Genomic DNA, 24,269 nt, shown 5'->3' with positions numbered 1-24,269 from the left:
GAAGGGCGCGCGACGATGACCTCGCCCTCGCCACCCGACTACAACGGGCCGCTGTCGGTTCAAGGTATCCGGCTCGGCTCCGCCGGTGCGGGTATCAAGCGCAACGACCGGGACGACGTGCTGCTGGTGGAGATGGCGCCGGGCTCCACTTGTGCAGCGGTGTTCACCCGCAATGCCTTCTGCGCCGCGCCGGTGACCGTGGCGCGCGAACATTTGTCCACCCAGCCCCGCTGGCTGCTGGTCAATTCCGGGAATGCCAATGCCGGCACGGGCAGCCGTGGCTTGGCCGATGCGCGCGAGACCTGCCGTCTGGTGGCGGAAAGGACGGGTGGATTGCCGCGGCAGGTGCTGCCGTTCTCCACGGGAGTCATCGGCGAGTATCTGCCGGTGGACAAGATCGCCAGCGCCCTGCCTGCCGCCCTGGACGCACTCACGGAATCCGGCTGGGAACGGGCGGCGCGCACCATCATGACCACAGACACGCGGCCCAAGATCGCCGGTTGCCTGCTGATGCTGGATGGCCAAGCGGTCCACGTGGTGGGCATCGCCAAAGGCGCCGGCATGATCCAGCCCAATATGGCCACCATGCTCGCCTACATCGGCACCGATGCGCGGGTGGATCAGGCGACCCTGCAGAACCTTCTGGCCGATGCGGCGGACCGATCCTTCAACTGCGTGACCGTGGACGGTGATACCTCCACCAATGACGCCTGCGTGCTGATGGCCAGCGGGCATTCGCAGGCCCCCGCGATTGCCGCCGACAGCCCGCATTACCCGGCCTTCGCGCAGGCGGTGCAATCCGTGTGCGATGCCTTGGCCGAAGCCATCGTGCGCGATGGCGAAGGCGCCACGAAGCTGATTCGCATCCAGGTGCAGCAGGCCCGCAGCGAAGCCGAGGCGCGGCAGGTGGCCAAGACCGTGGCCCATTCGCCCCTGGTCAAGACCGCTTTCTTCGCCAGCGATCCCAACTGGGGCCGAATCCTGGCAGCGGTGGGACGCTCCGGCTGCGATGATCTGGATATCGACCGAGTCGCCATCTGGCTGGATGATGTCTGCATCGTGGAGCAAGGCGGACGGGCAGGGACTTACACCGAAGAAGCCGGGCAGGCGGTGATGGCGCAGGACGATATCACCGTGCGCATCAGTCTGGGGCGCGGGACGGCGCAGCAGACCGTGCTGACCTGTGATTTTTCCTACGACTACGTGCGCATCAACGCCGAATACCGGACCTGAGGGCCTGTTGAAGGCCGAGGTTGGACGCACCTGAGCGGCTGTTATCCCGCATGCCGCTGACCGACGAGCAACAGGGTGTCATTGCGGCAGAAGAACCTGTCGTCAAGGTCAACGCCGTGGCCGGAAGCGGCAAGACCACCACCCTGCTGGAGTATGCCGCCAGCCGTCCCAAGTCCAAGATGCTGTACCTGGCCTATAACCGCTCCGTGGCCGAGGAGGTGCGGGAGAAGGCCAAGGCCCGCTCGCTCCCCAATTTAAGCGTCAGCACCATCCATGCCCTGGCTTACCGGCAGGCCAATGGGCACCGCTACGAGTTGGAGCATGATCTCAGCGAGTGGCGCATCCTCGAGCAGTATGTGCCGATCGGGGACCGCAATAGCGAGCGCGGCCTGACCTATGCCTGGCTGCTGAAGGATCTGATCAACTACTACCTCAACGCGGAACACACCGGACTGGATGCGGAACTCCTGGCCGGCTACGAGGCGGCTACCGTCCCCAGCGAGCGGGTCGGCATCCTGCTGCGAACGCGCAGCGCCGAACTCATTGGACTGGTGCGGACCATGCTGTCCGACATGAAGAACCGTCAGGCGCCAGCCGTCCATGATTTCTACCTGAAACTGTTCCAGTTCGCCAAGGGGCGATTGCCCTACGAGGTGATCCTGGTCGACGAAGCCCAGGATGTCTCCGGCGTCATGTTGTCGATCATCGCCCGCCAGGAGCAGGCCCAGCAGATCTTTGTGGGCGATAGCTATCAGCAGATTTATGCTTTCCGGCACGCCGTCAATTCCCTGGAACGGGTTCCGGGACAGGCCTACTGGCTGAGCCGGACTTTCCGCTTCGGCGACGGGTTGGCGCAGCATCTGGGTCAGCGGATCAACGCGGCCTATCAGCTGCTGGGAGAGGAGCCCACATTACGCATCCAGGGAGCCGAGCACGACACGCGCTTCGGCAAGCGTGCGTTGCAGAATCAATACCCCATGACAGTGATCGCGCGCAGCAATGCCAATCTGTTCGAGGCGGTACTTCAGCGTTTGTTCGGCGGCGCCAAGGCGCTGCATTTCGAAGGCGGTTATCCGGGCTATGCCTTTCTCAATGCGCGGGTGGTGAGCCTGCTCTATTTGCTGCAAGGCCGCCACGCCAAGGTAAGCGACCCCTTGATCGGCAAATTCCGCTCGTTTGAGGAGGTGAGGCGCTTCGCCAAGGACACCCAGAATGCCAATCTCTCCATTATGCTGGAACTGGTGTCACGCCACGGCGGCAAGTTGTTCGACTTCGACCGGCTCATCAAGGAGCGCTTGGTGGATCGGGACCGTGCCCAGGTCATCTTCACCACGACCCACAAGGCCAAGGGCCAGGAATATGACGTGGTCGAGATGGTGCAGGACGACTTCGCGACGCGCGGCGACCTCGCCAAGTTGCTGGATGCCGAGCAGGGTGAGGCTAACCCGGCCAGGCTCAAGGAGGAAGTCAACGTCTACTACGTCGCAGCCACCCGGGCCCGCAAGTCGATCCGGTTGGCGCCGTTTTAGGAATGCGCGCCCCTTCGGCTCTGCAAGGTCACTCTTACTCAATGACCAGAATCCAATCGGATTGCCCCGCGCTGTTGGGCGGTTGAGGCGGCAGCTTGAGGCTGCCGCGGTTTGGGTGGGTGACGCCAACGGTATAGGCATTGGATGTGGGGTCAAACCATTTGATGGCTTTTCCGCCGTTGAACTTGCCCATGTCGATGGTCATACTGCGGGCGTCAGGCAGGTAAGCCACGGCGAAGCTGCCGTCGCTGGCCAAAGCTGCGCTGACATAATTGCTTTTGCCGAACTCGCCGTAGCCGTCGGTGACCAGTTTGTGTTCAAAGTCGGGCACCAGCTTATACCAGGGGCGCGATCGCATGGCGTCCACCATATGGCTCAAGTGCCGGGCACCCGGCATGTTCAGATTGTTCTTCCAAGCTTGGGCCGGATCGTCGAACATCCACACTTTGTCGGCCCCGTAGGTGATCCCCAGTGTTCCGGAGAAGAAGGACCAGCCTGCTGAAGTACGCATGTCGTAAGCGGTATTCTCGCCTTTGCCGCCTTCGTAGTTGGGTTCTGCCAGCCACGTGGGCTTGACCGGCTGCAAGGCATAGTCTGAGCGGGCCAGCATGTAGGCGTTCGTGGAGCCCCTGGAAAAGGTCTGATACATGTTGAACCCAAGCCATTCGTCGCGGTGGAACCACTTGGAGCTGGAGAGCCGGTAGCGGGGATGCATGGTGATGAGATGTCGTTTGTCCTGTTCCCGGATGCCGATGGCCAACTCTCGGGCGATCTCCTGTCGGGCGGGTTCCTCGGGTGCGATGTCTCCCCCTGTGAACCAGATGATGTTGGGGACGTTCTGGTACCTCTGCCCCAGGTAGTGGCCCAGTTTCCTGGCCTTCTCGGCGGTGTAAAGCGCGCCGGCACTGTCCATCTCGGCGGGGCACAGGATGAGTTGCATGTCCCGCGCCGCTGCCTGCGCCAGCACCCAGTCCACATGTTCGAAATAGGCGTCGTTGGGGGTTGCCAGGTTGAGGTCATGGAATGCGCGGTGTTCTGCCTTGTTGGGGGCATCCGTCTTGAAGGGGGCGATATAGGCCAGGACGGAGTTGAAACCTTTGGACTTGCGGTCGTCGAGATACATTTCCAGGTCGCTGTCGGACAAGTTCGCGAACAGCATCCAACCGGTATCGGCGAACAGCAGATAGGGCGCCTGGCTGGCGCTTACAAGATAACGCCCGTTTGGGCCGACCCGCAGCGGGAATGTGCCTTCAGCAGAAGCCATAGAGGAGAATGCCCACAGGGCAAGGCTACCAACGGCGGCCAGGGTATGGCTCAGGCGCCAGACGCCTTGTGCGATCGTATTCATGAGGGACTCTCCTTCGGGATAGGCCGGACCTTGTTGCCAGTCGGCTGACGATGTCCAGATAGAGGCTGCGCCGCCGATTGTTGCATCCGATCATACGGCTTTACCGGTTCTAGAGTCACGGCGATTGTCGGCTTCTGGCAGGGTCGTCGTTGACTTGACATAAGCGCGCATGTCGGGTCGAGTCGTCCGCTTACACAAGCGGAGTGGGCGGGTAGGGCAAAGGCCGTCCCGGCTAAAGGCCGCGACGCAAAATGTGGCTATCGGACGAAAAAGCGCCCGGCGAGGTAGCTATCGAAACCTGGCCGGGCATTTGGTAACGGTACTATCGACCGTTGCGAGGAGGAAGTCGCTGTTGCGGGCCGCCGCTGCGGGGAAGCCCCCGCGGGTCGGCACTGGCACGGCTTTTCTGATTTCGGTGCCGTGCAAACCATCTGACAAAAAGCATAGCCGAAATTTCCGGCTTTGCCTGGCTGGGGGGGGCGAAAACCAAGGCCCCTTTTAGCGCCTTTCGTATGTATTGTATTCGTGGCCCGGGAGTCGTAATGTGTCTGAAGACTGTCGTGGCACGCGCTACCTGGCGCTGCCTGGGAAGCTCGGCGAGGGCTTGAAATGCCTCGCGCGGTGGGCTCCTGAATTCTATCGGCCGGGGATGAGCATGCAAAACAAGGCTTTCGAGCGACATGGGGCGTTCAGTTGGTGTGAGTTGATGACTACCGATGTTCAGGCGGCCAAGCAGTTCTATGGCAGCCTGTTTGGATGGCAGATGGAGGTCAAGAACGTCACGGGGACACCCTATACTGTCGTGAGTGCCGACGGAGTTGGCGTGGGCGGCATCATGGCGATGCCACCCGATATGTCAGGAATACCGCCGCACTGGGGCGTTTACGTGACCGTGGACGATGTGGATGCTACGGCGAAGCGGGTGGAAGAGTTGGGTGGCTCGGTTTGTCTGCCGCCTACGGATATTCCCACGGTGGGCCGTATCTGCGTCTTTCGTGATCCTCAAGGCGCGCCGATGACAGTCATCACGTACCTGAAGGCTTGCGAGTGACCATTCGAGGGTGATTGAATCTGCCTGTTCGGCTGCCCCGGGCATGGCCGCACCGTTCAGACGATGCCCAGCGCCAGACCGATGATCAACAGGCCCACGATGATGAGTAGGGCCTTGAGGGTGAAGTTGGCGACGGCGCGCATGAAACGGTCACGCGCTGCAATGAAGCGTGCGACGGCATCCAGATCCGTAGGCGCCAACTCCTCGGTATCGAGGCCGCCAGGATGCACGGCGGCTACGTTCTCCGCTGCCTGAGCGAGCAAAACCCCGCGCAGTTGCTCGGCCAACTGGCCGCAGCGGAACACCAAGCCAGCTTCTTCTTCGTCACTGTCACCTGTGGGCGCATGTCCGGCAAGGCTTTCAAGGCCCGCAGCCAACTCGTCGGGAAGCTTGCTGCGAATGCTCGCAAGCTTTTCCGTCAGGGTGTCCCCCGTGGCGGCAAAATCGTGGGCGAGCATGTCTTCCAGCTTTTTAAGATACAGGGTCGTAGCGTCCGTCATGTCTGCTTTGATGCAGGGAAATAACTTACAGCGTACCCCATTCTCCCACTCGAGTCACGGCCAGCACTGACTGCGGGACAGGTGCGTCAAATGCCACGGGCCTGTTCGCACCAAGTCTGGATTTTATCGCGCCAACTGCGGCTGGCCAGTCGCCGTTGGCGTGATCGCAGGTACTCCGCGCCAAAGAAGCCCTGCATGAGTTGCCCAGGCGTCGGGGTGTAGCCGTACCGTTCCTGCCAGAACGCCGCCGCCTCGGCCTGCAAGCGATAAAACTGGATATCATACGGGGTGTTGCCGTCATAGCTGAGGGGTTCGTCCTCCCAGTGGACATCGCTCTGCTCGAGTTTCTCCTGGAACCAGGAGGTGAGGTCGTGGACGGTGGAGGATTTTGAGACTTGGGTGTCCATGGGTTTTACTCTGGGACAGGGTTCGATGTAGCCTTAGACGCGAAAACGGCCTTTCGATTCCCGAAGGCGCACTTTTTCTCTAATTCCCATGCAGCAAACATCATGCCGATGTCTTTGCGGACGCGAGTGATATCGCGCCTTGCGGATTTGCCGGCGGCCGACTGGAATGCCCTGGGATGCGGCGGCATTCCGTTCCTGCGCCATGAATTCCTGAGTGCCCTGGAGGAATTCGGCTGCCTGGGCGAAGGCGTGGGCTGGCTACCGAGTCATCTCACCTTCTGGCAGGACAATACCCTGGTGGCGGCCATGCCGATGTATGAGAAACTGAATTCCTTCGGGGAGTTCGTCTTCGATTGGGCCTGGGCCAGCGCCTATCAGCGGGCGGGACTGGCGTATTATCCCAAGCTGGTGGTCGCTTCGCCGTTCACGCCGGCCACCGGCCCCAGGTTGCTGTTGCGGCCGGAACAGCGGCAAACCGACCTTCCGCAGCGCTGTCTCGAGGCTGCGCTCGCGTTTGCGGCCTCTGCGGGCGTCTCGTCCTGTCATTGGCTGTTTGCCACGGACCAGAGTCTGTTGAATTCGCCCCAACTTCTGGTGCGCCAGGGTTACCAATTCCACTGGCACAATCGCGATTACGGCGATTTTGATCATTACTTGTCATTCATGAGTTCCAAGCGGCGCAAGCAGATTCGCAAGGAACGCCGCGAAGTGCGGGAGGCGGGCGTCACGCTTCGGCGGGTGCTCGGGGCCGAAGCGAGCGATGCGGAATGGGCTGCCTTCCACCGATGCTACGAAAACACGTTCGACCGCCATGGCAACTTTCCAGCCTTGACCTTGGAGTTTTTCCGGGAACTGGGACGCACCATGGGCGAGGACGTGATGCTGGTGCTGGCGGAAAAGACGGGGCGCATTGTGGCCGCCGCGTTTTTCCTGATTGGCGTGGACAGCATGTACGGACGCTACTGGGGGGCATTCGAGGAAGTGCCTTCGCTGCACTTCGAGGCGTGTTACTACCAGGGGCTCGATTACTGCTTGGAGCGCGGATTGTCCCGATTCGAGCCCGGCGCACAGGGTGAGCACAAGATCAGCCGCGGTTTCCTGCCCACCGCCACCTGGTCACTGCACTGGATACCGGAGCCGCGCTTTCACCATGCCATTGCCGACTTCCTGTCCCGGGAGGCGGCCCAGATTCGTCAGTACATGGCCGCGCTGAGCCGCCACTCGCCTTTCAAGGAAGCATCCTGACAGCCCAGTCCCATGCAGGGATCATTCGGCCATGTCGTCCTCCATCACAAACCATTCGGACATCCGTGCGCGGGCCTTCTCCTTCACGTCGGGCGTCACATGCAAGGAGATGGTGGCCAGGGCCGCTAGGATGGCGCCGAGATCGTCGGTGAAGCCCATGGGCAGGAGGGCGTCCGGAATCAGGTCCAGCGGAAGGATGAAGTAGCCGAGCACGCTGTATATGACGGTCTTTGCCCAAAGTGGAGTGTCTGATTTCTGCAGGGTGTAGTAGAGGACCAGGCTCTTCTCCACCAGCTCCTCCCCCGCGGCCCGCGCATATTTCTTGAGCTTACGGAAAAGGCTCGCCTCCGAGTAATGCGCGGCTGGATCGTTATAAAGCACAGGCAGTGTATTCATGTCGGAACTCCGGGTTGTGACCGCGGCGGATAGGTGGGCTGGCTGGCGGTTCAGGAATTTCATGTTGTTTCTCATGGCCGGCGGGGCACTGCGTGACAGTAACGCCGGCAATCAAGGTGTGAGCTGCTTCCCACAATGGTAAGAAAAATTCGACTACCTTCACAAATTGCGACTCCACGTATCGGCTCATCCTTACGAGGTAAAGACCATGAGCGATTTGAAACGTTTCCTGCTCCTGTTGCTGGCTCGCGCGTTACAGGCGAACGCTTTCGTCTCCGAAACGGGTATTCAACACGCGTTCGTCCGTGGGCGGATGGTTTGGGTCAAGTCGCAGGTCAGTCGTGGCCGTTCGGTGGCTGACATCGCCAGGTTGCTTGGTGTCCCGCCGGCCGTAGTGCGGTACGAATTGACGGCGGACCGTTCCGGCAAGATGCAAGAACCTTAACCCACTCAACATCTGGAAGGGGGGCATGGGCGCCACTCTGCACGAATCGTAGCCGCGGCGGTCAGTCGGGCGCTAGCTTCGGCGGAAGAACACCCTCCATAGCACGATCAGGACCCCTGCCGCGATCAGGATTTCAATGGCTATTCTTGCTGTGGTCATGACACCATCCCGTATAAAGTGAAGAAATAATATAGAGGTTCTTCCGATGCGGCGAAAGCCCGAAGCCGTCTGGCGCGCGGCGCAGAGTGGCACCCTTCCAAGGCCTTTCGCGCTTTTGCTTGGCATACAAGGCTGTAGTAGCATTACGCGCATTTCATAAGCGCCCTGCCCGACCGAATTCCGCGATGGAATGGCACAGCGCCTGTCCGGATCGCCGGCCGTATGCGCCGCCGGGCGACGCCCCCGGCTGTGGGGCTTCCCTATCCCAATACTACAACGAGAGCGTGAATGACCCGACCCACTCAACTACCCGCTTGGAAGGCTTTGACGCAGCACCGCGACGAGGTCGAGCCTTTGCACATGCGGGAGCTTTTTGCGCGTGACGGCCAGCGATTCGACCGCTTCTCCCTGCGTCTTGGCGATCTACTGTTCGATTATTCCAAGAACCGGGTGACCGAACGGAGCATGGAACTCCTGGTATCCCTGGCCCAAGAGGCGGGATTGAGCGGCAAGATCGAGGCCATGTTCAGCGGTGAGAAGATCAATCGAACCGAAGGCCGCGCCGTGCTCCATGTGGCTTTGCGCAACCGGTCGAATCGCCCCATCCTGGTGGATGGCGAGGATGTCATGCCCGAAGTGAATGCGGTCCTGCACAGCATGCGGCATTTCACGGAGTCGGTGCGCTCCCATGAGTGGCGCGGTTTTACTGGGAAGCCCATCAGCGACGTGGTCAATATCGGGATCGGCGGATCCGACCTGGGGCCAAAAATGGTGGTGAAGGCGCTGTCACCATACTGCAAACCTGGATTGCGGGTGCATTTCGTCTCCAACGTGGACGAAACCGACCTGATGGAGACCATCAAGGACTTGGATCAGGAAACCACCCTGTTCATCGTAGCGTCAAAGACCTTCACGACCCAGGAGGCGATGACCAACGCGCATTCCGCCAGGTCGTGGTTTCTCGCCCGAGCCCGTGACGAAGCCGCCATCTCCCAACACTTCGTGGCGGTTTCCACCAATCCGGAGAAGGTCGCGCAGTTCGGCATCGATACCCGTAACATGTTCGTATTCTGGGACTGGGTTGGCGGCCGTTATTCACTCTGGTCCGCTATCGGCTTGCCCATCGCATTGGCTATCGGAATGGACCATTTCGAGGCCTTGCTGGCCGGTGCCCACCGGGTGGACGAGCATTTCCGCAGCACCCCGTTCGAGCGGAATATCCCGGTCATCATGGCGCTGCTGGGGGTCTGGTACAACAATTTCTTCGGCGCAGAGACCCATGCGATCCTCCCTTACGAGCAGTACCTGGAGTTCCTGCCGGTCTATCTGCAGCAGGCCGACATGGAAAGCAATGGCAAGGGGGTCGACGTGGCTGGCGAAACCGTCGACTACGGCACGGGCCCGATCATCTTTGGTCAGCCTGGAACCAACGGTCAGCATGCCTTCTACCAATTGATCCATCAGGGCACCAAACTCGTGCCCTGCGATTTCCTTGCCGCTGCCCAAAGTCATTACGGCCTGGGTGAGCATCACGACATTTTGGTGTCGAACTTTCTGGCCCAGACCGAGGCCATGATGCGGGGTAGAACGACAGAGGAAGCCCGCGCTGAGCTGGTAAATATGGGCGTGTCGGGCCCTGAGTTGGACCTTCTGGCCAACGCCAAGACCTTTCCAGGCAACAAGCCGACCAATTCATTCCTGTACCCGAAGTTGACGCCCGAGATTCTGGGGGCCCTGATCGCACTCTACGAACATAAGATCTTTGTTCAGGGCGCCTTATGGGATATCAACTCTTTCGATCAGATGGGGGTTGAACTGGGCAAGCAGCTGGCGCGGACCATCCTGCAGGAAATGACCGGGGACGCCCCGGTTCACACCCATGACGCATCCACCAACGGCCTTCTGAATTACTACAAATCGCTTCGGTCGCGTTCCTGTTAAGTTCCGCTATAGCGCAGTCAGCCAGCAGAGACCAGCGTGGCGCGCCGCCGGTCTCTTGGTTTCAGGTGTGCGTGGTGCTGGTGGCGTTGTGCCGGGCCAGGTTGCTGTGGCGTATGGAATAGCTGAAGTAGACAACCAGTCCGATGGCCAGCCAGCCGACGAAGCGATACCAGGTCATGGTGGGCAGGAAGGCCATGAGGGCGCTGCAGGACAAGGCGCCTAAGGTCGGGAACACTGGGTTGATCGGTGTGCGGAACGGTCGGTGCAGGTCGGGCTGTGTCACTCTGAGGGTGATGACGCCACCACAGACCAGCACGAAGGCGAACAAGGTGCCGATGTTGACCAATTCGGCCAGTTCGCCCAGCGGCACAAAGCCGGCCACGGCGGCGATGGCCAGCCCGCAGGACACGATCACCTTGACCGGTGTCTTCGTTCGCGGGTTCACGGTGGAAAAGCCGGGGGAGAGTAGTCCATCGCGGGACATGGCGAAGATGATGCGGGTCAGTCCGTAGTACAACACCAGCATCACGGTGGTCAGGCCGGCGATGACGCCGGTGGCTACCAGCGAGGAGGCCCAGTTGAAGCCCAGCAGCTTCAACGCATGCGCCACGGGCGAGGACACATTGAGTTCTGTATAGGGCACCAGGCCGGTCAGCAGGCCCGAGACCACGATGTAAATGAGGGTGCAGAAGGTCAGGGAGCCAATGATGCCGATGGGCAGATCGCGTCGTGGATTATGGGCTTCCTCGGCGGCCGTGGAGACGGCGTCGAATCCTACATAGGCGAAGAAGACGATGGAAGCCCCAGCCAGCACCCCGATCGGCTTGCCTTCCGGGGTATGTTCGAACCAGCCGAAGGGCATGAACGGTGTCCAGTTGTCCGGATTGACGTTGAATACGGCGACGGCGATGAACACCGCGATGGTGAGCACTTTCACCGACACCATCACGGTGTTCAGGCGCGCGCTTTCCTTCACGCCCACGATCAGGAGAATCATCAGGATCAACACGATGCCTGCAGCGGGCAGGTTGATGATGCCGCCCACTTCCGGGGCATGCGTCAGGGCGTCCGGCAAGTGCAGTCCGATGCCGTTGAGTGCGTTGTTGAAGTAACCCGACCAGCCATTGGCGACGGCGGCCACCGAAATGCCGTATTCCAGAATCAGATCCCAACCGATGATCCAGGCGGCCAGTTCGCCGAACGCCGCATAGCTGTATCCGTAAGCGCTGCCGCAACCGCCGACGCTGGAGGCTAGCTCCGCGTAGGACAGCGCGGCGAACGCGCAGGCCAGGCCGGCAAATACGAAGGACAGGACCACGGCGGGCCCTGACTGGGTCGCAGCGGCGATGCCGGTAAGCACAAAGATGCCGGTGCCGATGATGGCCCCGATTCCCAGCAAGGTCAGATCTGTGGCGCTGAGGCACCGTCGCAGCCCGCTTTCCTCGAAGTCGTTCGGCGATGTGCGTTTGGTCCGGAAAATCTGCATGCCACTCTCCTGGTCTGCGTCGGGCTGGGGGGAATCTTCATTATGCCTGAAATCTCGGGGCCGCTGGCCGGTGTTACGCAGGCTGACGCCCACGCCTAGCAAGGTTTGACTGTGTGAAATGGCACAGCCCCGTGAAAGCGGGCGTTCAGGGATTTCGCCAGTTGAAATTGGGTTGGTATTTCTCTATAAGAGTGCTTCGTTCAAACACTATAACGCCTGAGTGTCGGGCAGATTTCACGACGGAGGAGCCAACAAATGCATAAATTCGGATCATTGATCAGTGCTCTCGCCCTGGCGGGTGCCAGCTGCATGGCCCAGGCGGGCGAGTGGCAGGCGTTGCCGGACAAGGCGCCGGAGCCGGCCAGCAACCCCACGACGCCGGCGAAAGTAGAACTTGGCAAAATGCTCTACCACGATCCCCGTTTGTCTTCCAGCGGCACCGTGGCTTGCGCCTCGTGCCACAATGTCATGTCGGGCGGTGAAGACAACCGTGGCGGTTCCGTCGGTGTCCAGGGACAGGTGGGGGGACGCAGCGCGCCTACCGTGTGGAATTCCGCGTTCAATTCCGTGCAGTTCTGGGACGGTCGTGCGCCGAGTCTGGAAGCGCAGGCCAAGGGCCCGGTTACCAATCCCATCGAGATGGGGATGAAGAGTTGGGATGACGTGGTAGTGCGTCTGAAGGCCATTCCGGGCTACGTGGCGGCCTTTGGGGCTGCTTTCGAGGGCGCCGATCCGGTTACCGCCGACAACGCCGCCAAAGCCATCGCGGCCTATGAACGCACCCTGATCACGCCCAACAGCGCCTACGACAAGTTCGCCAAGGGCGATGCCGGCGCGCTGTCAGAGCAGCAGCAGCGCGGGCTGAAGACCTTCGCGGAAGTGGGTTGCAACTCCTGCCACTCGGGTCCGGCTTTCAATGGCCCGCAGTTGCCGGAAGGCACGGGCTTCTATCAGAAGTTCCCGATGTTCGACAATGGCGCGCTGGAAGCCCAATACGGCTTCACCAAGGACCTTGGACGCGCCCAGGAAACCAAGAACGACGCCGATAAGCACATGTTCCGCGTGCCTACCCTGCGCAACATCGCTCTGACCGCGCCTTATTTCCACAATGGCAAGGTGAAGACCCTGCCCGATGCCGTCAAGGTCATGGGCAAGACCCAGCTCAACAAAGATCTGTCCCAGGAGCAGGTGGACGACATCGTGGCCTTCCTGAATGCCCTGAGCGGCGAGTTCCCCAAGCAGGAAATGCCGCGTCTGCCGGCTCTGGCCAACAAGACCTTCGATTTCAACTGAAGTCTCAGCCGGTCTTTCCGCGCACGAGAAACCGGCCTCTGGCCGGTTTCTTCATTTAGCGGTACAGCGCGCAGGATTGTATGCGCTCCTCGATGTTGCGCTTGAGCGTCTCAAACTCGGGACTGTCGATATTCCTGAAGCGATTGGCGAAATCCGTGGGACCCAGGTTTTCGGGCAGGCCGCGCAGGTTGGGCATATAGAGAGTTTCGTCGCCGCTTTGGCTGAGCAGCGCTTGGGCCCGAAGCGCGTGGTCACGGGACTTAGTGACGAACTTGCCGAACAGGGCGCCGGCGCGGTCGGCCGCCAGATCGGTGAAGCTGAAGCCGCTTCCGCTGTGGGTATCGTTGATTTCCTTGGCCAGGCCAATGATATCGGCGAAGGTGCGATGGCCGGATACCGCCAGGGCGGCCGAGGCCATGAAATGTTGGGCGGTATCTATGCGGCGGTTGAGCAGCAGGCTCTTTTGCGGTGGGGATAGCGTCAGGCCTTCGGTCGCAAGCTTCCTTCCATTGGCGTAAGCGCCCAGCACCAGGATCAAGGCGCGATTCTCTATCACCGGATCGGTGTCCGCCTGCAGGGAACGGTCCCGGGCCAGTACGAACAAAGGCTGCATCAGCAGGCTCAGGCTGACGTAGCGCTTGCTCTGATACTGGAACAGCAGGTCCGTAAGGCGTTTCTGGTACGCGAGCAGGCGGGCCTTGCTGGCTTCGTCGCTGACCCCTTCCTGCATCTGTGTCAGGGTGTCGCGGTTCCAGTTGATGGCGATTCTCAGGCGTTCATCTGTGATGCGCACCTCGTGGATCAGGGGGGCGAAGATCCGGGTGTAACGCCGCAGGGGCGTCCAGTTCAACACGGCGAACTGCAGCACGGAAACCAGCGGTTGTGGGAGAGTCAGGCTGCCGGCCTTCAATTGCCGCACCCGGGCAGAAGGCTCGGCATCGTCCGTCACGATCTTCAGGTTCAAATAGAGCGCGGGCCAGTCCAGTGGCAGCTTGATGCTGCTGCGGAAATCCAGGCGCTTGCCGTGGATGTCGGCTACGGCGTGACCGTCCAGGCGTTTTCGCAGCAACACGAAATTGGCGACCGCGGTCAGGTCGTCCTCGGTCAGAGCGATGGAGCGCACTTCCGCCGTTCTCAGGGGGTTGGCTCGCATGTTCCGGTCGATGAGCGAGCGGGTCGCGGACAGGTAGCTTGGCTGTTGCCTGGGGTTCAGGTTCGGGTGCAGGTCCAGTGCCAGGCAAGCCAGGACGGTCATCAGCAGCAACATCCAGATCAGGCCCAGCAAGGCGGCACGGCCGAGAACTGCTGTGGCGCCAAGGATGCGAGGCTCGATCTGCATGAGCTTAGTATGCCGGATTTGTACCGTGATTGCTGAATGCCACTTCGCCATGACCCTCCCTTGGATCGCCTCACCGCGCTAAGCCTAGTTCAGCCGGCGTCTACGTTGACGGGGCGGCGGGGTGCGCGGCCGGCCGGGTGTCCCGCACAGGTCACTGTATTTTCGGCAGGGAAATAAAGCTGCTGGCCAAAATTGACTAAAATCCTGGGAGATAGGTATAGTTCACCTGTAACACCATATTTCGGGAGAGCGACTCGTGCGATTGACGACGAAAGGCCGATATGCCGTAACCGCCATGCTTGATCTGGCCTATCACAGCGAAACCAGGCCGGTCACTCTGACCGACATCGCGAAGCGGCAAAGTATTTCCCTGTCCTACCTTGAGCAATTGTTCGCCCGTTTGCGGCGGGCAGGCATGGTGGAAGGCGTGCGTGGACCGGGCGGAGGGTACCAGTTGAGCCGCGATTCGGCGCAGATCAACATTGCCGACATCATTTCCGCGGTGGACGAGACCATCGATTCCACCCGTTGCGGCGGCAAGTCCAACTGCCAGAACGCGCAGCCCTGTCTGACCCATGACCTTTGGATGGGTCTGAGCGAGCAGATCCGGCTTTACCTTTCCACCATCAGTCTGGATGACTTGCTGCAGCGCAAGAATGTGCGCCAGGTGGCGGAGCGGCAGGACAAGCAGTCCGCCCTGGGGTTGGACGTGCTGATGCGCCAGGAGTCGCGGCTGCAGTCCTAGGCGGTGCCTTGATCTATCTCGACCACAACGCCACCACGCCCATGGATGAGCGTGTGCTTGAGGCGATGCTCCCCTATCTGGGCCGTTTTTTCGGCAATCCGTCCAGCCTGCACCGCCTCGGCCGGATCAGTCGCAGCGCGGTGGAGCAGGCGAGGGAGCAGGTGGCGTTGCTGGTGAACGCCCGGGCTGATGACGTGTTTTTCACTTCGGGCGGTACCGAGTCCAACAACACGGCGATCAAAGGCCTCGCCGAGGTGCTCCCGAAGGGGCGCATGGCAATCGGCGCTACCGAGCACCCGGCGGTGAGCGAGCCGGCTGAGCGTTTACGCCGTCGCGGTTGGGCGGTGGATGTGGTCGCGGTGGACGGACAAGGGCGGCTCGATTGGCGGGATCACGAGTTTGCAGAAGACCTGCGCTTCGCCTCACTGATGCTGGCCAACAACGAGACCGGAGTGGTTCAGACGATCGCGCCGATCGCCGAGCGCCTGCGACGCCAGGGGGTCATCCTGCACTGCGACGCCGTGCAGGCCGTCGGCAAGATCGAGGTTGATTTTGCCGCCTGCGGGGCGCATTTTTTGACGCTCTCCTCGCACAAGATTTATGGTCCCAAGGGAGTTGGCGCCCTGGTTGCCGACCGCTCCCTTGCGCTGCCGCCCTTGCTGGATGGCGGTGGTCAGGAGCGCGAGCTGCGTGGCGGCACCGAAAATGTGGCGGGCATTGTCGGTTTCGGGCGGGCGGCGGAACTGGCACGGCTGGAGTTGGAGGCGCGTGCCAGCCATTTGCTCGGTCTGCGGGAACGCCTGGAGAGCGGGCTTCGCAACATGGGTGGCGTGCGGCTGTTCTCCGCCGAAGCGGATCGCCTGCCGAACACACTGCAATTCGGCCTGGCCGGGATCGAGGGCGAGGCTCTGGTCATGGCCTTGGACCGCCGCGGCATCGCGGTATCCAGCGGTTCGGCCTGCGCCAGCGGCGCGGGCGAGCCGAGTCCCGTGCTGCTGGCCATGGGGATCGATCCGGGCGTGGCCAAGACCGCGATCCGGGTCAGCTTGGGCAAGGACAACACCGCCGCGGACATCGACGCGCTGCTCGCTGCCCTGAAGGATACGGCAGGCCAGTTCGGTGTGGCGCACGAGGCGGCGCTGACGCACTAATCCAGTGCGGATGCCAGTGACCTTTCTACTCGAACCGTGATGCGATTATGACTGTAAACATCTCAGAGAAGGCGGCCCGGCAAGTGGCCCGTCAACTGGAAAAGCGTGGCAAGGGCGTGGGCCTGCGCCTCGGCGTGAAGAAGGCTGGCTGCTCGGGCTTCGCTTACGTGGTGGACTATGCGGACGACTTGGCCGACGGTGACCAGGTTTTTGAGGCGCATGGCGTCAAGGTCGTGATCGCTGCGGCGGATCTGGAGTTCCTCGACGGGGTGGAGATTGACTACGTGCGCGAGGGGATCAGCGAGGCATTTCGCTTCAACAATCCCAAAGCTAAAGGCACGTGTGGCTGCGGCGAAAGTTTCACCGTCTGATTTTATTTGGGTTTTCGTTACCAACGAGCCCAAATTCCAGTAAAATCCTCTCTCTTATCCACCCTGGCCCTGATTGGCCGGGGCGGAGCGTGTCCAAAACCCAAAATTCCAGTGACAAGATCTGAAGGAGATCCAATGGCGGTTGAACGCACCATTTCCATCATTAAGCCGGACGCAGTCGCGAAGAACGTGATCGGCGAAATCTACAGCCGCTTTGAGAAGGCCGGCCTCACGATCGTCGCCGCCAAGATGGCCCACCTGAGCCGCGAGCAGGCGGAAGGTTTCTATGCGGTGCACAAGGAGCGCCCGTTCTTTAAGGATCTGGTGGCTTTCATGATCAGCGGCCCGGTGATGATCCAAGTGCTGGAGGGTGAGGACGCCGTGTCCAAGAACCGCGAACTGATGGGCGCCACCAACCCGGCCCAGGCCGCGCCGGGTACCATCCGCGCCGACTTCGCCGCGAGCATTGACGAGAACGCGGTGCACGGGTCCGATGCGCCGGAAACCGCAGCGCAGGAGATCGCATTTTTCTTCAAGGCCGAAGAGATTTGCCCGCGCACCCGTTGAGTCCTTCGCGCTAGCCAGCGGCTGGCTGAGCCTGAGAGTGCAACCATGACCGAAACCAGCGACGGCAAGATCAATCTGCTCGCCTTCGACCGCAAGGCCATGGAAGACTATTTCCGCAGCATCGGCGAAAAGCCGTTCAGGGCCGTGCAACTGCTGCAATGGATACATCAACGCGGAGTCACGGACTTTGCCCAGATGACCAACCTGAGCAAGGCCCTGCGGGCGCGGCTGGAAGAACTGTGCGAGGTCCGTCCGCCGCAGATAGTGCTCGACCAGCGGTCCGCCGACGGCACGCGCAAATGGTTGCTGCAGGTGGACGAGCAGAACCGCATCGAGACCGTGTTCATCCCGGAGGAAGGAAGGGGAACGCTGTGCGTGTCGTCGCAGGTCGGCTGCGCCCTGGAGTGCAGCTTTTGCTCCACCGCGCAGCAGGGCTTCAACCGCAACCTGGGCGTGGCCGAGATCATCGGCCAGCTCTGGGTGGCGGTGCGCGAGCTGGGCGATGCCGCCCGCATCACCAATGTGGTGATGATGGGCATGGGCGAACCCCTGCTGAATTTCAATAATGTGGTCAGCGCCATGGAATTGATGATGGACGATTTCGCCTATTGCCTGTCCAAGCGCCGCGTGACCCTGAGCACTTCCGGAGTGGTGCCGGCGCTGGACCGGCTGGGCGAGGTCACCGACGTCAGCCTGGCGGTCTCCCTGCATGCGCCGGACGACGCCTTGCGCGACGAGCTGGTGCCGATCAACAAGAAATATCCTATCAAGGAACTGCTGGCGGCCTGCAAGCGCTACGTGGGGTCGGACAACCGCCGCAAGGTCACCATGGAATACGTGATGCTGGACGGTGTGAACGATACCCCCGCCCATGCGCGTGCCCTGGTCAAGCTGCTGAGTACGGTGCCGTCCAAAGTCAACCTGATTCCGTTCAACCCGTTTCCCAATTCGCGTTACCGCTGCTCCAGCCGGGAAACGATCACCCGTTTCAGCGAGATCTTGCAGGCGGCAGGGCTGATCACCACTACCCGCAAGACCCGCGGGGAGGATATCGACGCCGCCTGCGGGCAGTTGGTAGGCCGGGTCAACGACCGCAGTCGGCGGCACATCCGGCTCCAGGCGCAATCGGCATGATGCACCGCGGGTTCTGGCCGGGAGCGGTGCTGCTGGCACTGGCGGCGTGTTCGTCGGCACCCAAGCAGGATGCCAATACCCCCAATGCCGCCGACATCTATGTGCGGAAGGGGGTCCAGTACATGGAAGCCGGACAGTTCGAGTTTGCCTTGCAGGATCTGCAGCATGCCGTCGAGCTGGACCCCAAGAACCCCGAGGCGCATAACGCGCTGGGCGTACTCTTCGAGCGCCTCAACCGGTCCGCCGAAGCCGAGCAGCAATACCAGCAGGCCCTGTCCCTGGACAGCGGCAACGCCAACACCCTGAACAACTATGGCCGCTTTCTCTGCGGAAAGGGGCAGTACGAGAAGGCGATGGGGTGTTTTTCCAAGATCATCGATTCAAGGCTCTACGGACAGCCCTGGATCGTGCTGACCAATGCCGGGCTCTGCGCGCGCTCCCAGGGACACCGGCCGGAAGGCGAAGAGTTTCTGCGCAAGGCGCTGGAGACCAATCCCACTTTCGCCCCAGCCTTGCTGGAAATGGCGCGGGTAAGCCTGGATGCGGGGCAGTACCTGTCGGCCCGGGCCTTCCTGCAACGCTACGAGGCGGCCGGTGCCATGGGCGCCGACGCCCTCTGGATCGGCGCGCAGACTGAATTCGCCCTGGGCAATACCGAGGCCGCCACCGACTACATCAACAGTTTGCGCAGCCGCTTTCCCGACAGCCGCGAAACCGCGCAGGCGCGCCGGCTGTCAGTGCAATAAGCGCGAAAAGATCCCGCACACGCCAACATGACGGACAAGATTCAAGCCATCCGGGGCATGCATGACATCCTGCCGGAGCACACTTCCAAATGGCAGTACGTGGAGTCGGTGTTCCGGCGTGTATTGCCGGCCTACGGGTATCAGGAGATTCGCCTGCCCATCGTGGAGAAGACCGAGCTGTTCAAGCGCTCCATCGGAGAGGTGACCGACATCGTCGAAAAGGAGATGTACACCTTCCTCGACCGCAACGGCGACTCCCTGACCTTGCGGCCTGAAGGCACGGCCGGCTGCCTGCGCGCCTGCCTGGAGCAGGGGCTGCTGCACTACCCGACCCACCGCCTGTGGTACCAGGGGCCCATGTTCCGCCACGAGCGTCCCCAGAAGGGCCGCTACCGCCAGTTCCACCAGTTGGGCGTGGAAGCCTACGGCATGGAAGGACCGGATATCGACGCGGAAATCATCCTGCTGACGCGCAGGCTATGGAAAGACCTGGGCATAGACCACACCCTGGAACTCCAGATCAATTCCCTAGGCACCACCGAGGAACGGCTGGTCTATCGCGAGCATCTGGTGGCGTACTTTCACCAGCATCTCGACTCCCTGGACGAGGACAGCCGGCGCCGGCTGGAAACCAATCCGCTGCGTATTCTCGACACCAAGAATCCGGATATGACCGAGGTGGTTGCACAGGCGCCGACCCTGGCGGAATTCCTCGGTCCCGAGTCGCGGGAGCACTTCGAAGGCTTGCTGCGCCAGTTGGACGACGGCGGTGTTCCCTACACGATCAACCCGCGCCTGGTGCGCGGCCTGGACTATTATTCGCGGACGGTGTTCGAGTGGGTTACCACCCGGCTCGGCGCCCAGGGCACGGTGTGCGCTGGCGGGCGTTACGACGGACTGATCGCCCAGTTGGGCGGCAAGGCCTCGCATGCCATCGGTTTCGCTTTGGGCATGGAACGCCTCATCGACCTCATCGAGGACGATGACCATCGCATCGCGGACTTGGGCTTGCCCCATGCCTTCCTAATCCGCGTGGGTGAGGAGGCCGAGCGCGAGGGCCTGAAGCTGGCCGAGCGGCTGCGCGACGCCCTGCCGGGCCTGCGCCTGCAGGTGAACTGCGGCGGCGGCAACTTCAAGGCCCAGTTCAAGCGGGCCGACCGCAGCGGTGCCCGTGTGGCGCTGATCCTGGGGGGTGACGAGGCCCGCGACCAGCTCATCGGCGTCAAGCCGCTGCGGGAGGACGCTGTCCAGCTCACCCTCCGCCAGTCGGAACTGATCGCCCATCTGACCAACCTGATCTGATCGAGAGTAAGTAATCATGGAAATCTACCTGTCCGAGGAAGAGCGCGTCGAGGCGCTGAAAAAGTGGTGGAAGGAGAATGCCAAGGCCGTGATGGTCGGCGTCGCCCTCGGGCTGGCCATCATCGCTGGCTGGAATGCCTGGAAGGGCAGCCAGCGGGTCAAGGCCGAGGAAGCTTCCAGCCTGTATCAGCAGTTGCTGAAGGCCGTGGAGGCCAAACAGACGGAACCGGCCACCAAGCTCAGCGAGCGCCTCATCGAGCAATTCCAGGGCACTCCCTATGCCACCTATGGCACCTTGTTCCTGGCCAGGCTCAAGGTTCAGGGCGGCGATCTGGCGGGCGCCAAGAAAGCTTTGCAGGATTTGTCGGCCTCGGTAAAGGATGACAGCCTGAAACACCTGGCGCGGGTGCGCCTGGTGCGTGTAATGCGCGCCATGGGGGAGAGCGAGGGCGCTCTGCAACTGATCGCGCCTTTGAGCCGCGACAAGATGGGTGAATTCGAAAGTCTCTATGAGGAACTGAAGGGCGATCTCTACGCCGATCTGCACCGGCCGGACGATGCGCGCTTAGCTTACGAAAAGGCGCGCCAATTGGGTGAGTCCTCACCCATGCTGGAAGTCAAGATCAACGATCTGGCCGCGCCGCCGGCCCAGCCTGCATCCTGATGCGTCTCCTGCCGCTGCTCCTGGCTGCGCTCCTTCTGGGCGGCTGCGCGGGACTGGATACCCTGAAGGACGCTTACGACGGCCTGGGCGAGTACTTCGGCGGCAAGGACAATGCCGAGCCGCCCAAGGAACTCGATGAGAACTTCGAGCCGACGCTGAAGCTCAACGAACTGTGGAGCGCGACCGTGGGGGATGGCTACGAGGATCAATACCTCAGCCTGGTCGCGGCGGTGGACGAAGAGCGGGTTTACGCCGCGGACCGCGAAGGCGTACTGCAGGCGCATAAGCGCCTGACCGGCGAGAAACTGTGGTCGGTCGAGACGGAAATGATGTTCTCGGCCGGTCCCGTGGTGGACAAGGAGACACTGGTCCTGGGTACCAGCAACGCCGAGGTGGCGGCCTACAACACCGCCGACGGCGCCTTGCTGTGGAAATCCACCGTATCCAGCGAAATCCTGGCTTTGCCGCGCATTGGTGACGGAGTGGTCGTCGTCCGCAGCAGCGACGGGCGCATCACGGCGCTGGACCAGAAGGACGGCCGCACCCTGTGGAGCTACGAGCGCAGCGCGCCCGCCCTGCTGGTGCGCAGCCACGGCGCGCCCATCATCGCCGAAGGACTGGTGCTGGACGGCTACGCCAGCGGCAAGTTGATCGCCCTGCGCCTGGAGGACGGCAAGCTGGAGTGGGAAGCCACGGTTGCCCTGCCCCATGGCCGCTCCGAGATTGAGCGCCTGGTGGACGTGGACTCGGTGCCGGTGGTCAAGGGCGGCACCATTTATGTGTCGGGCTACCAGGGCGGCCTGGCGGCGGTGAACATGAAGGACGGCGAGGTGCTTTGGCGACAGGACAAGGTGTCCAGTTACTCGGGCCTGGCCGCCAGCGGCCGGACCCTGTTCCTGACAGACGGAAACAGCGACGTGTGGCAGATGGACATGCGTGACGGCGGCGACCTCTGGAAGCAGGATGCCTTGCATCAGCGCCGCCTGACCGCGCCGGCCCTGATCAAGACCTCTCTGGTGGTCGGCGATTTCGAGGGCTACCTGCATGCCCTGTCCCAGGATGATGGCAGCCTGGTGGGGCGGCTGGAACTCGACGACACCTCCATCGAGGAGTCGCCCACCGTCTACGACGACGTGCTCTATGTCTACACCAGTGGCGGCAAGCTGGCCGCGGTGACGGTGGAATGAGCATGCTGCCTGTGGTGGCTCTGGTGGGCCGGCCCAATGTGGGCAAGTCGACTCTCTTCAACTGCCTGACCAAGACCCGTGACGCCCTGGTGGCGGATTTTCCGGGATTGACGCGAGATCGCCAGTACGGGCGTGTGGAGCGCGGAGATCGCCCCTTCATCGTGGTGGACACCGGCGGCATCATCGAACAGGCGGAAGGCATCGAGGATCGGGCCATGCGCCAGGTGCACAGTGCCTTGGAGGAAGCCGACCTGGTGCTGTTCCTGGTGGATGCCCGCAGCGGTCTCTCGCCGGCCGACGAAGCCATCGCGCAGACCCTGCGCAAGTTCACCAAACCCATCCTGCTGGTGGCCAATAAGACCGAGGGCCTGGACATCCCACTCGCGGTGGCGGAATTCCACGGCGTCGGCCTCAAGGGCGAGCCTTGTGCCATCGCCGCCGCCCATGGCACCGGTATTCCGGAACTGCTGGTACGGGTGGATGCGTTGCTGCCTCAGGTCGAAGCGGAGGAACCAGCGGAATCCGCTGCGGGCGGTGCGCGCATCGCCGTGGTTGGACGTCCCAACGTCGGCAAGTCCACCCTGGTTAATCGCCTCCTGGGTGAGGAGCGTGTGGTGGTGTACGACCAGCCTGGCACCACCCGCGACAGCATTTTCATCCCCTTCGAGCGCAATGGACGGAGTTATACCCTGATCGACACGGCGGGAATCCGCCGCCGTTCGCGGGTGGGCGAAGGCATCGAGAAGTTCAGCGTGATCAAGTCGCTGCAGGCCATCGACAAGGCCCATGTCGTGATCTATCTGATCGACGCCAGCGAGGGTGTCACCGATCAGGACGCCAATCTCTTGGGGCTGGTGCTGGAAGCCGGGCGCGGCCTCATCATCGGGCTGAACAAATGGGACGGTCTCAGCCACGACCAGCGCGAGCAGGTGAAGCGCCAGATCGATCTCAAGCTGACCTTCCTGGATTTTGCCGAGAAGCATTTTGTGTCGGCGCTGCACGGCACCGGCGTCGGCAAGCTGCTGGAACAAGTGGATCGCATCCATCAAAGTGCGGGACAGAACCTGTCCGCCTCCCGTCTCACCGAGATTCTGCAGCAGGCCCAGGCTACCCATCAGCCACCCTTGGTGCGCGGCCGGCGCATCAAGCTCAAGTACGCCCACCAGGGCGGCCACAACCCGCCGGTCATCGTCATTCATGGCAATCAGACCGACGAGCTGCCCGGCGCCTACAAGCGCTATCTGGTCAACGTGTTCCGCGCCGCCCTGCGGCTGGAGGGCACGCCCATCAAGCTGGAATTCAAGGGCAGCGCCAACCCTTACAAGGACAAGAAGAACGTGCTTACCCAGCGCCAGGTGCAAAAGCGCCGGCGCCTGATAAAGCATGTGAAGAAACGCTGACGGGGCTTCCCCCGCCCGCACCGGACAGATAAGCGCCGGGCCGCTGCGCCGATTTCAAGGATGGATGCGGGTGATCTTGGAACCTTGCAGTCCCAGCCCGGCCATGAGGCCACGCTGTCCAAAGATGAAGGCATAAACGTCGTCTTTGGCCGTGGTGGTGGTCAGCGACTTGGCCACGCCTTCATCCACGATCACGATGCTGGGACCCACCCCGATCTCCCAGCCCTCGCTGCGCTTCAGGTAATCCAGCGCGTCACGGGTCATGAAGAACATGGCGTAGTCGAAGGTCTGCGCCCCCGCCTGCAGACCGTAGGAGCCTGCCACCATATTGTAATAGCCTACGGTTCGCCCGCGCTCGCGCAAGGCGCCCTTGCCATATTGCACTCCGCCAATGAAGCCGGCCTTGACGACACCGGGGAAGACCAAGATTCCCTTGGCTTGCCTGGAAAGCGAGCGCGCCGATGGTGTGCTGGCGTAGAGCCGCTTGAGGGCGGCGTCCACGTTGGCGTCGATGTCCTCGGCTTGCAGGGCGCCGCCGCCGGTGCTCTGGCAGCCGCCGAGGCTGAAAAGGATCAGCAGTACGCTAAAAAGCTTCAACGGGATGCTCATGTGCCTGACTCCGGTACGTGG

The 24,269-nt window shown here is 61.9% G+C and carries 24 protein-coding genes; 17 read left to right on the top strand and 7 right to left on the bottom strand.

Annotated elements, in window-relative coordinates; translation table 11 throughout:
* Positions 1–15: 15 nt before the first annotated feature.
* Together argJ and EK23_RS10660 are read left to right on the top strand one after the other, a co-directional pair.
* Entirely contained in the window at positions 16–1,233 is a 1,218-nt protein-coding gene (argJ, locus tag EK23_RS10665; RefSeq protein ID WP_045225330.1) for a bifunctional glutamate N-acetyltransferase/amino-acid acetyltransferase ArgJ, read from the top strand.
* 50 nt (positions 1,234–1,283) lie between these two features.
* Positions 1,284–2,762 (top strand): UvrD-helicase domain-containing protein, encoded by a 1,479-nt coding sequence (locus tag EK23_RS10660; protein WP_045225329.1) that lies wholly within the window; start codon positions 1,284–1,286, stop codon positions 2,760–2,762.
* Positions 2,763–2,796: 34 nt separating this feature from the next.
* Here EK23_RS10660 and EK23_RS10655 read toward each other — a convergent pair whose 3' ends face one another.
* Entirely contained in the window at positions 2,797–4,110 is a 1,314-nt protein-coding gene (locus tag EK23_RS10655) for a glycoside hydrolase family 140 protein (RefSeq protein ID WP_045225328.1), read from the bottom strand.
* Positions 4,111–4,654: 544 nt separating this feature from the next.
* Between EK23_RS10655 and EK23_RS10650 the strand changes: the two genes are divergently transcribed.
* Complete coding sequence (locus EK23_RS10650; RefSeq protein ID WP_235282003.1) at positions 4,655–5,161, top strand: VOC family protein; 507 nt, start codon at positions 4,655–4,657, stop codon at positions 5,159–5,161.
* A 56-nt stretch (positions 5,162–5,217) separates the two neighbouring features.
* Here EK23_RS10650 and EK23_RS10645 read toward each other — a convergent pair whose 3' ends face one another.
* Both EK23_RS10645 and EK23_RS10640 read right to left on the bottom strand, forming a co-directional pair.
* Positions 5,218–5,661, bottom strand: a complete 444-nt coding sequence (locus EK23_RS10645) for a hypothetical protein (protein ID WP_045225327.1) — start codon at positions 5,659–5,661, stop codon at positions 5,218–5,220.
* An 86-nt stretch (positions 5,662–5,747) separates the two neighbouring features.
* Positions 5,748–6,068: a hypothetical protein gene (locus tag EK23_RS10640; RefSeq protein ID WP_045225326.1), complete on the bottom strand. Its 321-nt coding sequence runs from the start codon at positions 6,066–6,068 to the stop codon at positions 5,748–5,750.
* Positions 6,069–6,170: 102 nt separating this feature from the next.
* Here EK23_RS10640 and EK23_RS10635 point away from each other — a divergent pair, with 102 nt between their 5' ends.
* Positions 6,171–7,313, top strand: a complete 1,143-nt coding sequence (locus EK23_RS10635) for a GNAT family N-acetyltransferase (RefSeq protein WP_045225325.1) — start codon at positions 6,171–6,173, stop codon at positions 7,311–7,313.
* A 21-nt stretch (positions 7,314–7,334) separates the two neighbouring features.
* On the opposite strand, the gene EK23_RS10630 is transcribed toward EK23_RS10635, so the two are convergent.
* On the bottom strand, positions 7,335–7,709 hold the full coding sequence (locus EK23_RS10630) for a YkvA family protein (RefSeq protein ID WP_045225378.1): 375 nt from the start codon (positions 7,707–7,709) through the stop codon (positions 7,335–7,337).
* 208 nt (positions 7,710–7,917) lie between these two features.
* Between EK23_RS10630 and EK23_RS10625 the strand changes: the two genes are divergently transcribed.
* On the top strand, positions 7,918–8,154 hold the full coding sequence (locus EK23_RS10625) for a hypothetical protein (protein ID WP_045225324.1): 237 nt from the start codon (positions 7,918–7,920) through the stop codon (positions 8,152–8,154).
* Positions 8,155–8,601: 447 nt separating this feature from the next.
* On the top strand, positions 8,602–10,254 hold the full coding sequence (gene pgi / locus EK23_RS10620; RefSeq protein ID WP_045225323.1) for a glucose-6-phosphate isomerase: 1,653 nt from the start codon (positions 8,602–8,604) through the stop codon (positions 10,252–10,254).
* A gap of 61 nt (positions 10,255–10,315) precedes the next feature.
* Here pgi and EK23_RS10615 read toward each other — a convergent pair whose 3' ends face one another.
* Positions 10,316–11,740 (bottom strand): amino acid permease, encoded by a 1,425-nt coding sequence (locus EK23_RS10615; protein ID WP_045225322.1) that lies wholly within the window; start codon positions 11,738–11,740, stop codon positions 10,316–10,318.
* Between the two features lie 255 nt (positions 11,741–11,995).
* Here EK23_RS10615 and EK23_RS10610 point away from each other — a divergent pair, with 255 nt between their 5' ends.
* Positions 11,996–13,033 (top strand): cytochrome-c peroxidase, encoded by a 1,038-nt coding sequence (locus EK23_RS10610; RefSeq protein ID WP_045225321.1) that lies wholly within the window; start codon positions 11,996–11,998, stop codon positions 13,031–13,033.
* Between the two features lie 55 nt (positions 13,034–13,088).
* Here the strand turns inward: EK23_RS10610 and EK23_RS10605 are convergent, their stop codons facing one another.
* Positions 13,089–14,423 (bottom strand): YfiM family lipoprotein, encoded by a 1,335-nt coding sequence (locus EK23_RS10605; protein ID WP_158002491.1) that lies wholly within the window; start codon positions 14,421–14,423, stop codon positions 13,089–13,091.
* Positions 14,424–14,628: 205 nt separating this feature from the next.
* Here EK23_RS10605 and iscR point away from each other — a divergent pair, with 205 nt between their 5' ends.
* From iscR to der, 10 genes are all read left to right on the top strand, one after another.
* A complete protein-coding gene (gene iscR, locus EK23_RS10600; RefSeq protein ID WP_045225319.1) occupies positions 14,629–15,117 on the top strand; it encodes a Fe-S cluster assembly transcriptional regulator IscR in 489 nt (162 codons plus the stop codon).
* Positions 15,118–15,125: 8 nt separating this feature from the next.
* Positions 15,126–16,268, top strand: coding sequence for a cysteine desulfurase family protein (locus EK23_RS10595; RefSeq protein ID WP_045225318.1), 1,143 nt, complete (start codon positions 15,126–15,128; stop codon positions 16,266–16,268).
* A gap of 47 nt (positions 16,269–16,315) precedes the next feature.
* A complete protein-coding gene (locus EK23_RS10590; protein ID WP_045225317.1) occupies positions 16,316–16,639 on the top strand; it encodes a HesB/IscA family protein in 324 nt (107 codons plus the stop codon).
* Positions 16,640–16,774: 135 nt separating this feature from the next.
* On the top strand, positions 16,775–17,206 hold the full coding sequence (gene ndk / locus EK23_RS10585) for a nucleoside-diphosphate kinase (RefSeq protein WP_045225316.1): 432 nt from the start codon (positions 16,775–16,777) through the stop codon (positions 17,204–17,206).
* Positions 17,207–17,251: 45 nt separating this feature from the next.
* Positions 17,252–18,340: a dual-specificity RNA methyltransferase RlmN gene (gene rlmN / locus EK23_RS10580; RefSeq protein WP_045225315.1), complete on the top strand. Its 1,089-nt coding sequence runs from the start codon at positions 17,252–17,254 to the stop codon at positions 18,338–18,340.
* The gene (gene pilW / locus EK23_RS10575; RefSeq protein ID WP_045225314.1) at positions 18,337–19,086 is read left to right on the top strand and encodes a type IV pilus biogenesis/stability protein PilW; all 750 of its coding nucleotides are present in this window, start codon (positions 18,337–18,339) and stop codon (positions 19,084–19,086) included. The genes rlmN and pilW overlap by 4 nt, the downstream gene beginning before the upstream one ends.
* A 27-nt stretch (positions 19,087–19,113) precedes the next feature.
* A complete protein-coding gene (gene hisS / locus EK23_RS10570; protein WP_045225313.1) occupies positions 19,114–20,388 on the top strand; it encodes a histidine--tRNA ligase in 1,275 nt (424 codons plus the stop codon).
* A gap of 16 nt (positions 20,389–20,404) precedes the next feature.
* A complete protein-coding gene (locus EK23_RS10565; protein ID WP_045225312.1) occupies positions 20,405–21,052 on the top strand; it encodes a YfgM family protein in 648 nt (215 codons plus the stop codon).
* Positions 21,052–22,239, top strand: a complete 1,188-nt coding sequence (gene bamB, locus EK23_RS10560) for an outer membrane protein assembly factor BamB (protein WP_097990938.1) — start codon at positions 21,052–21,054, stop codon at positions 22,237–22,239. Before EK23_RS10565 ends, bamB begins: the two co-directional genes overlap by 1 nt.
* Positions 22,240–22,241: 2 nt before the next feature.
* Complete coding sequence (gene der / locus EK23_RS10555) at positions 22,242–23,639, top strand: ribosome biogenesis GTPase Der (protein ID WP_045225310.1); 1,398 nt, start codon at positions 22,242–22,244, stop codon at positions 23,637–23,639.
* 54 nt (positions 23,640–23,693) lie between these two features.
* Here the strand turns inward: der and EK23_RS10550 are convergent, their stop codons facing one another.
* A complete protein-coding gene (locus EK23_RS10550) occupies positions 23,694–24,248 on the bottom strand; it encodes a lipid-binding SYLF domain-containing protein (RefSeq protein ID WP_045225309.1) in 555 nt (184 codons plus the stop codon).
* Between the last annotated feature and the right edge of the window lie 21 nt (positions 24,249–24,269).

Source organism: Methyloterricola oryzae (assembly GCF_000934725.1).
Classification (GTDB): domain Bacteria; phylum Pseudomonadota; class Gammaproteobacteria; order Methylococcales; family Methylococcaceae; genus Methyloterricola; species Methyloterricola oryzae.
Note: the sequence above shows the minus strand (reverse complement) of the source record. Positions and strands in the feature narration are given on the sequence as shown.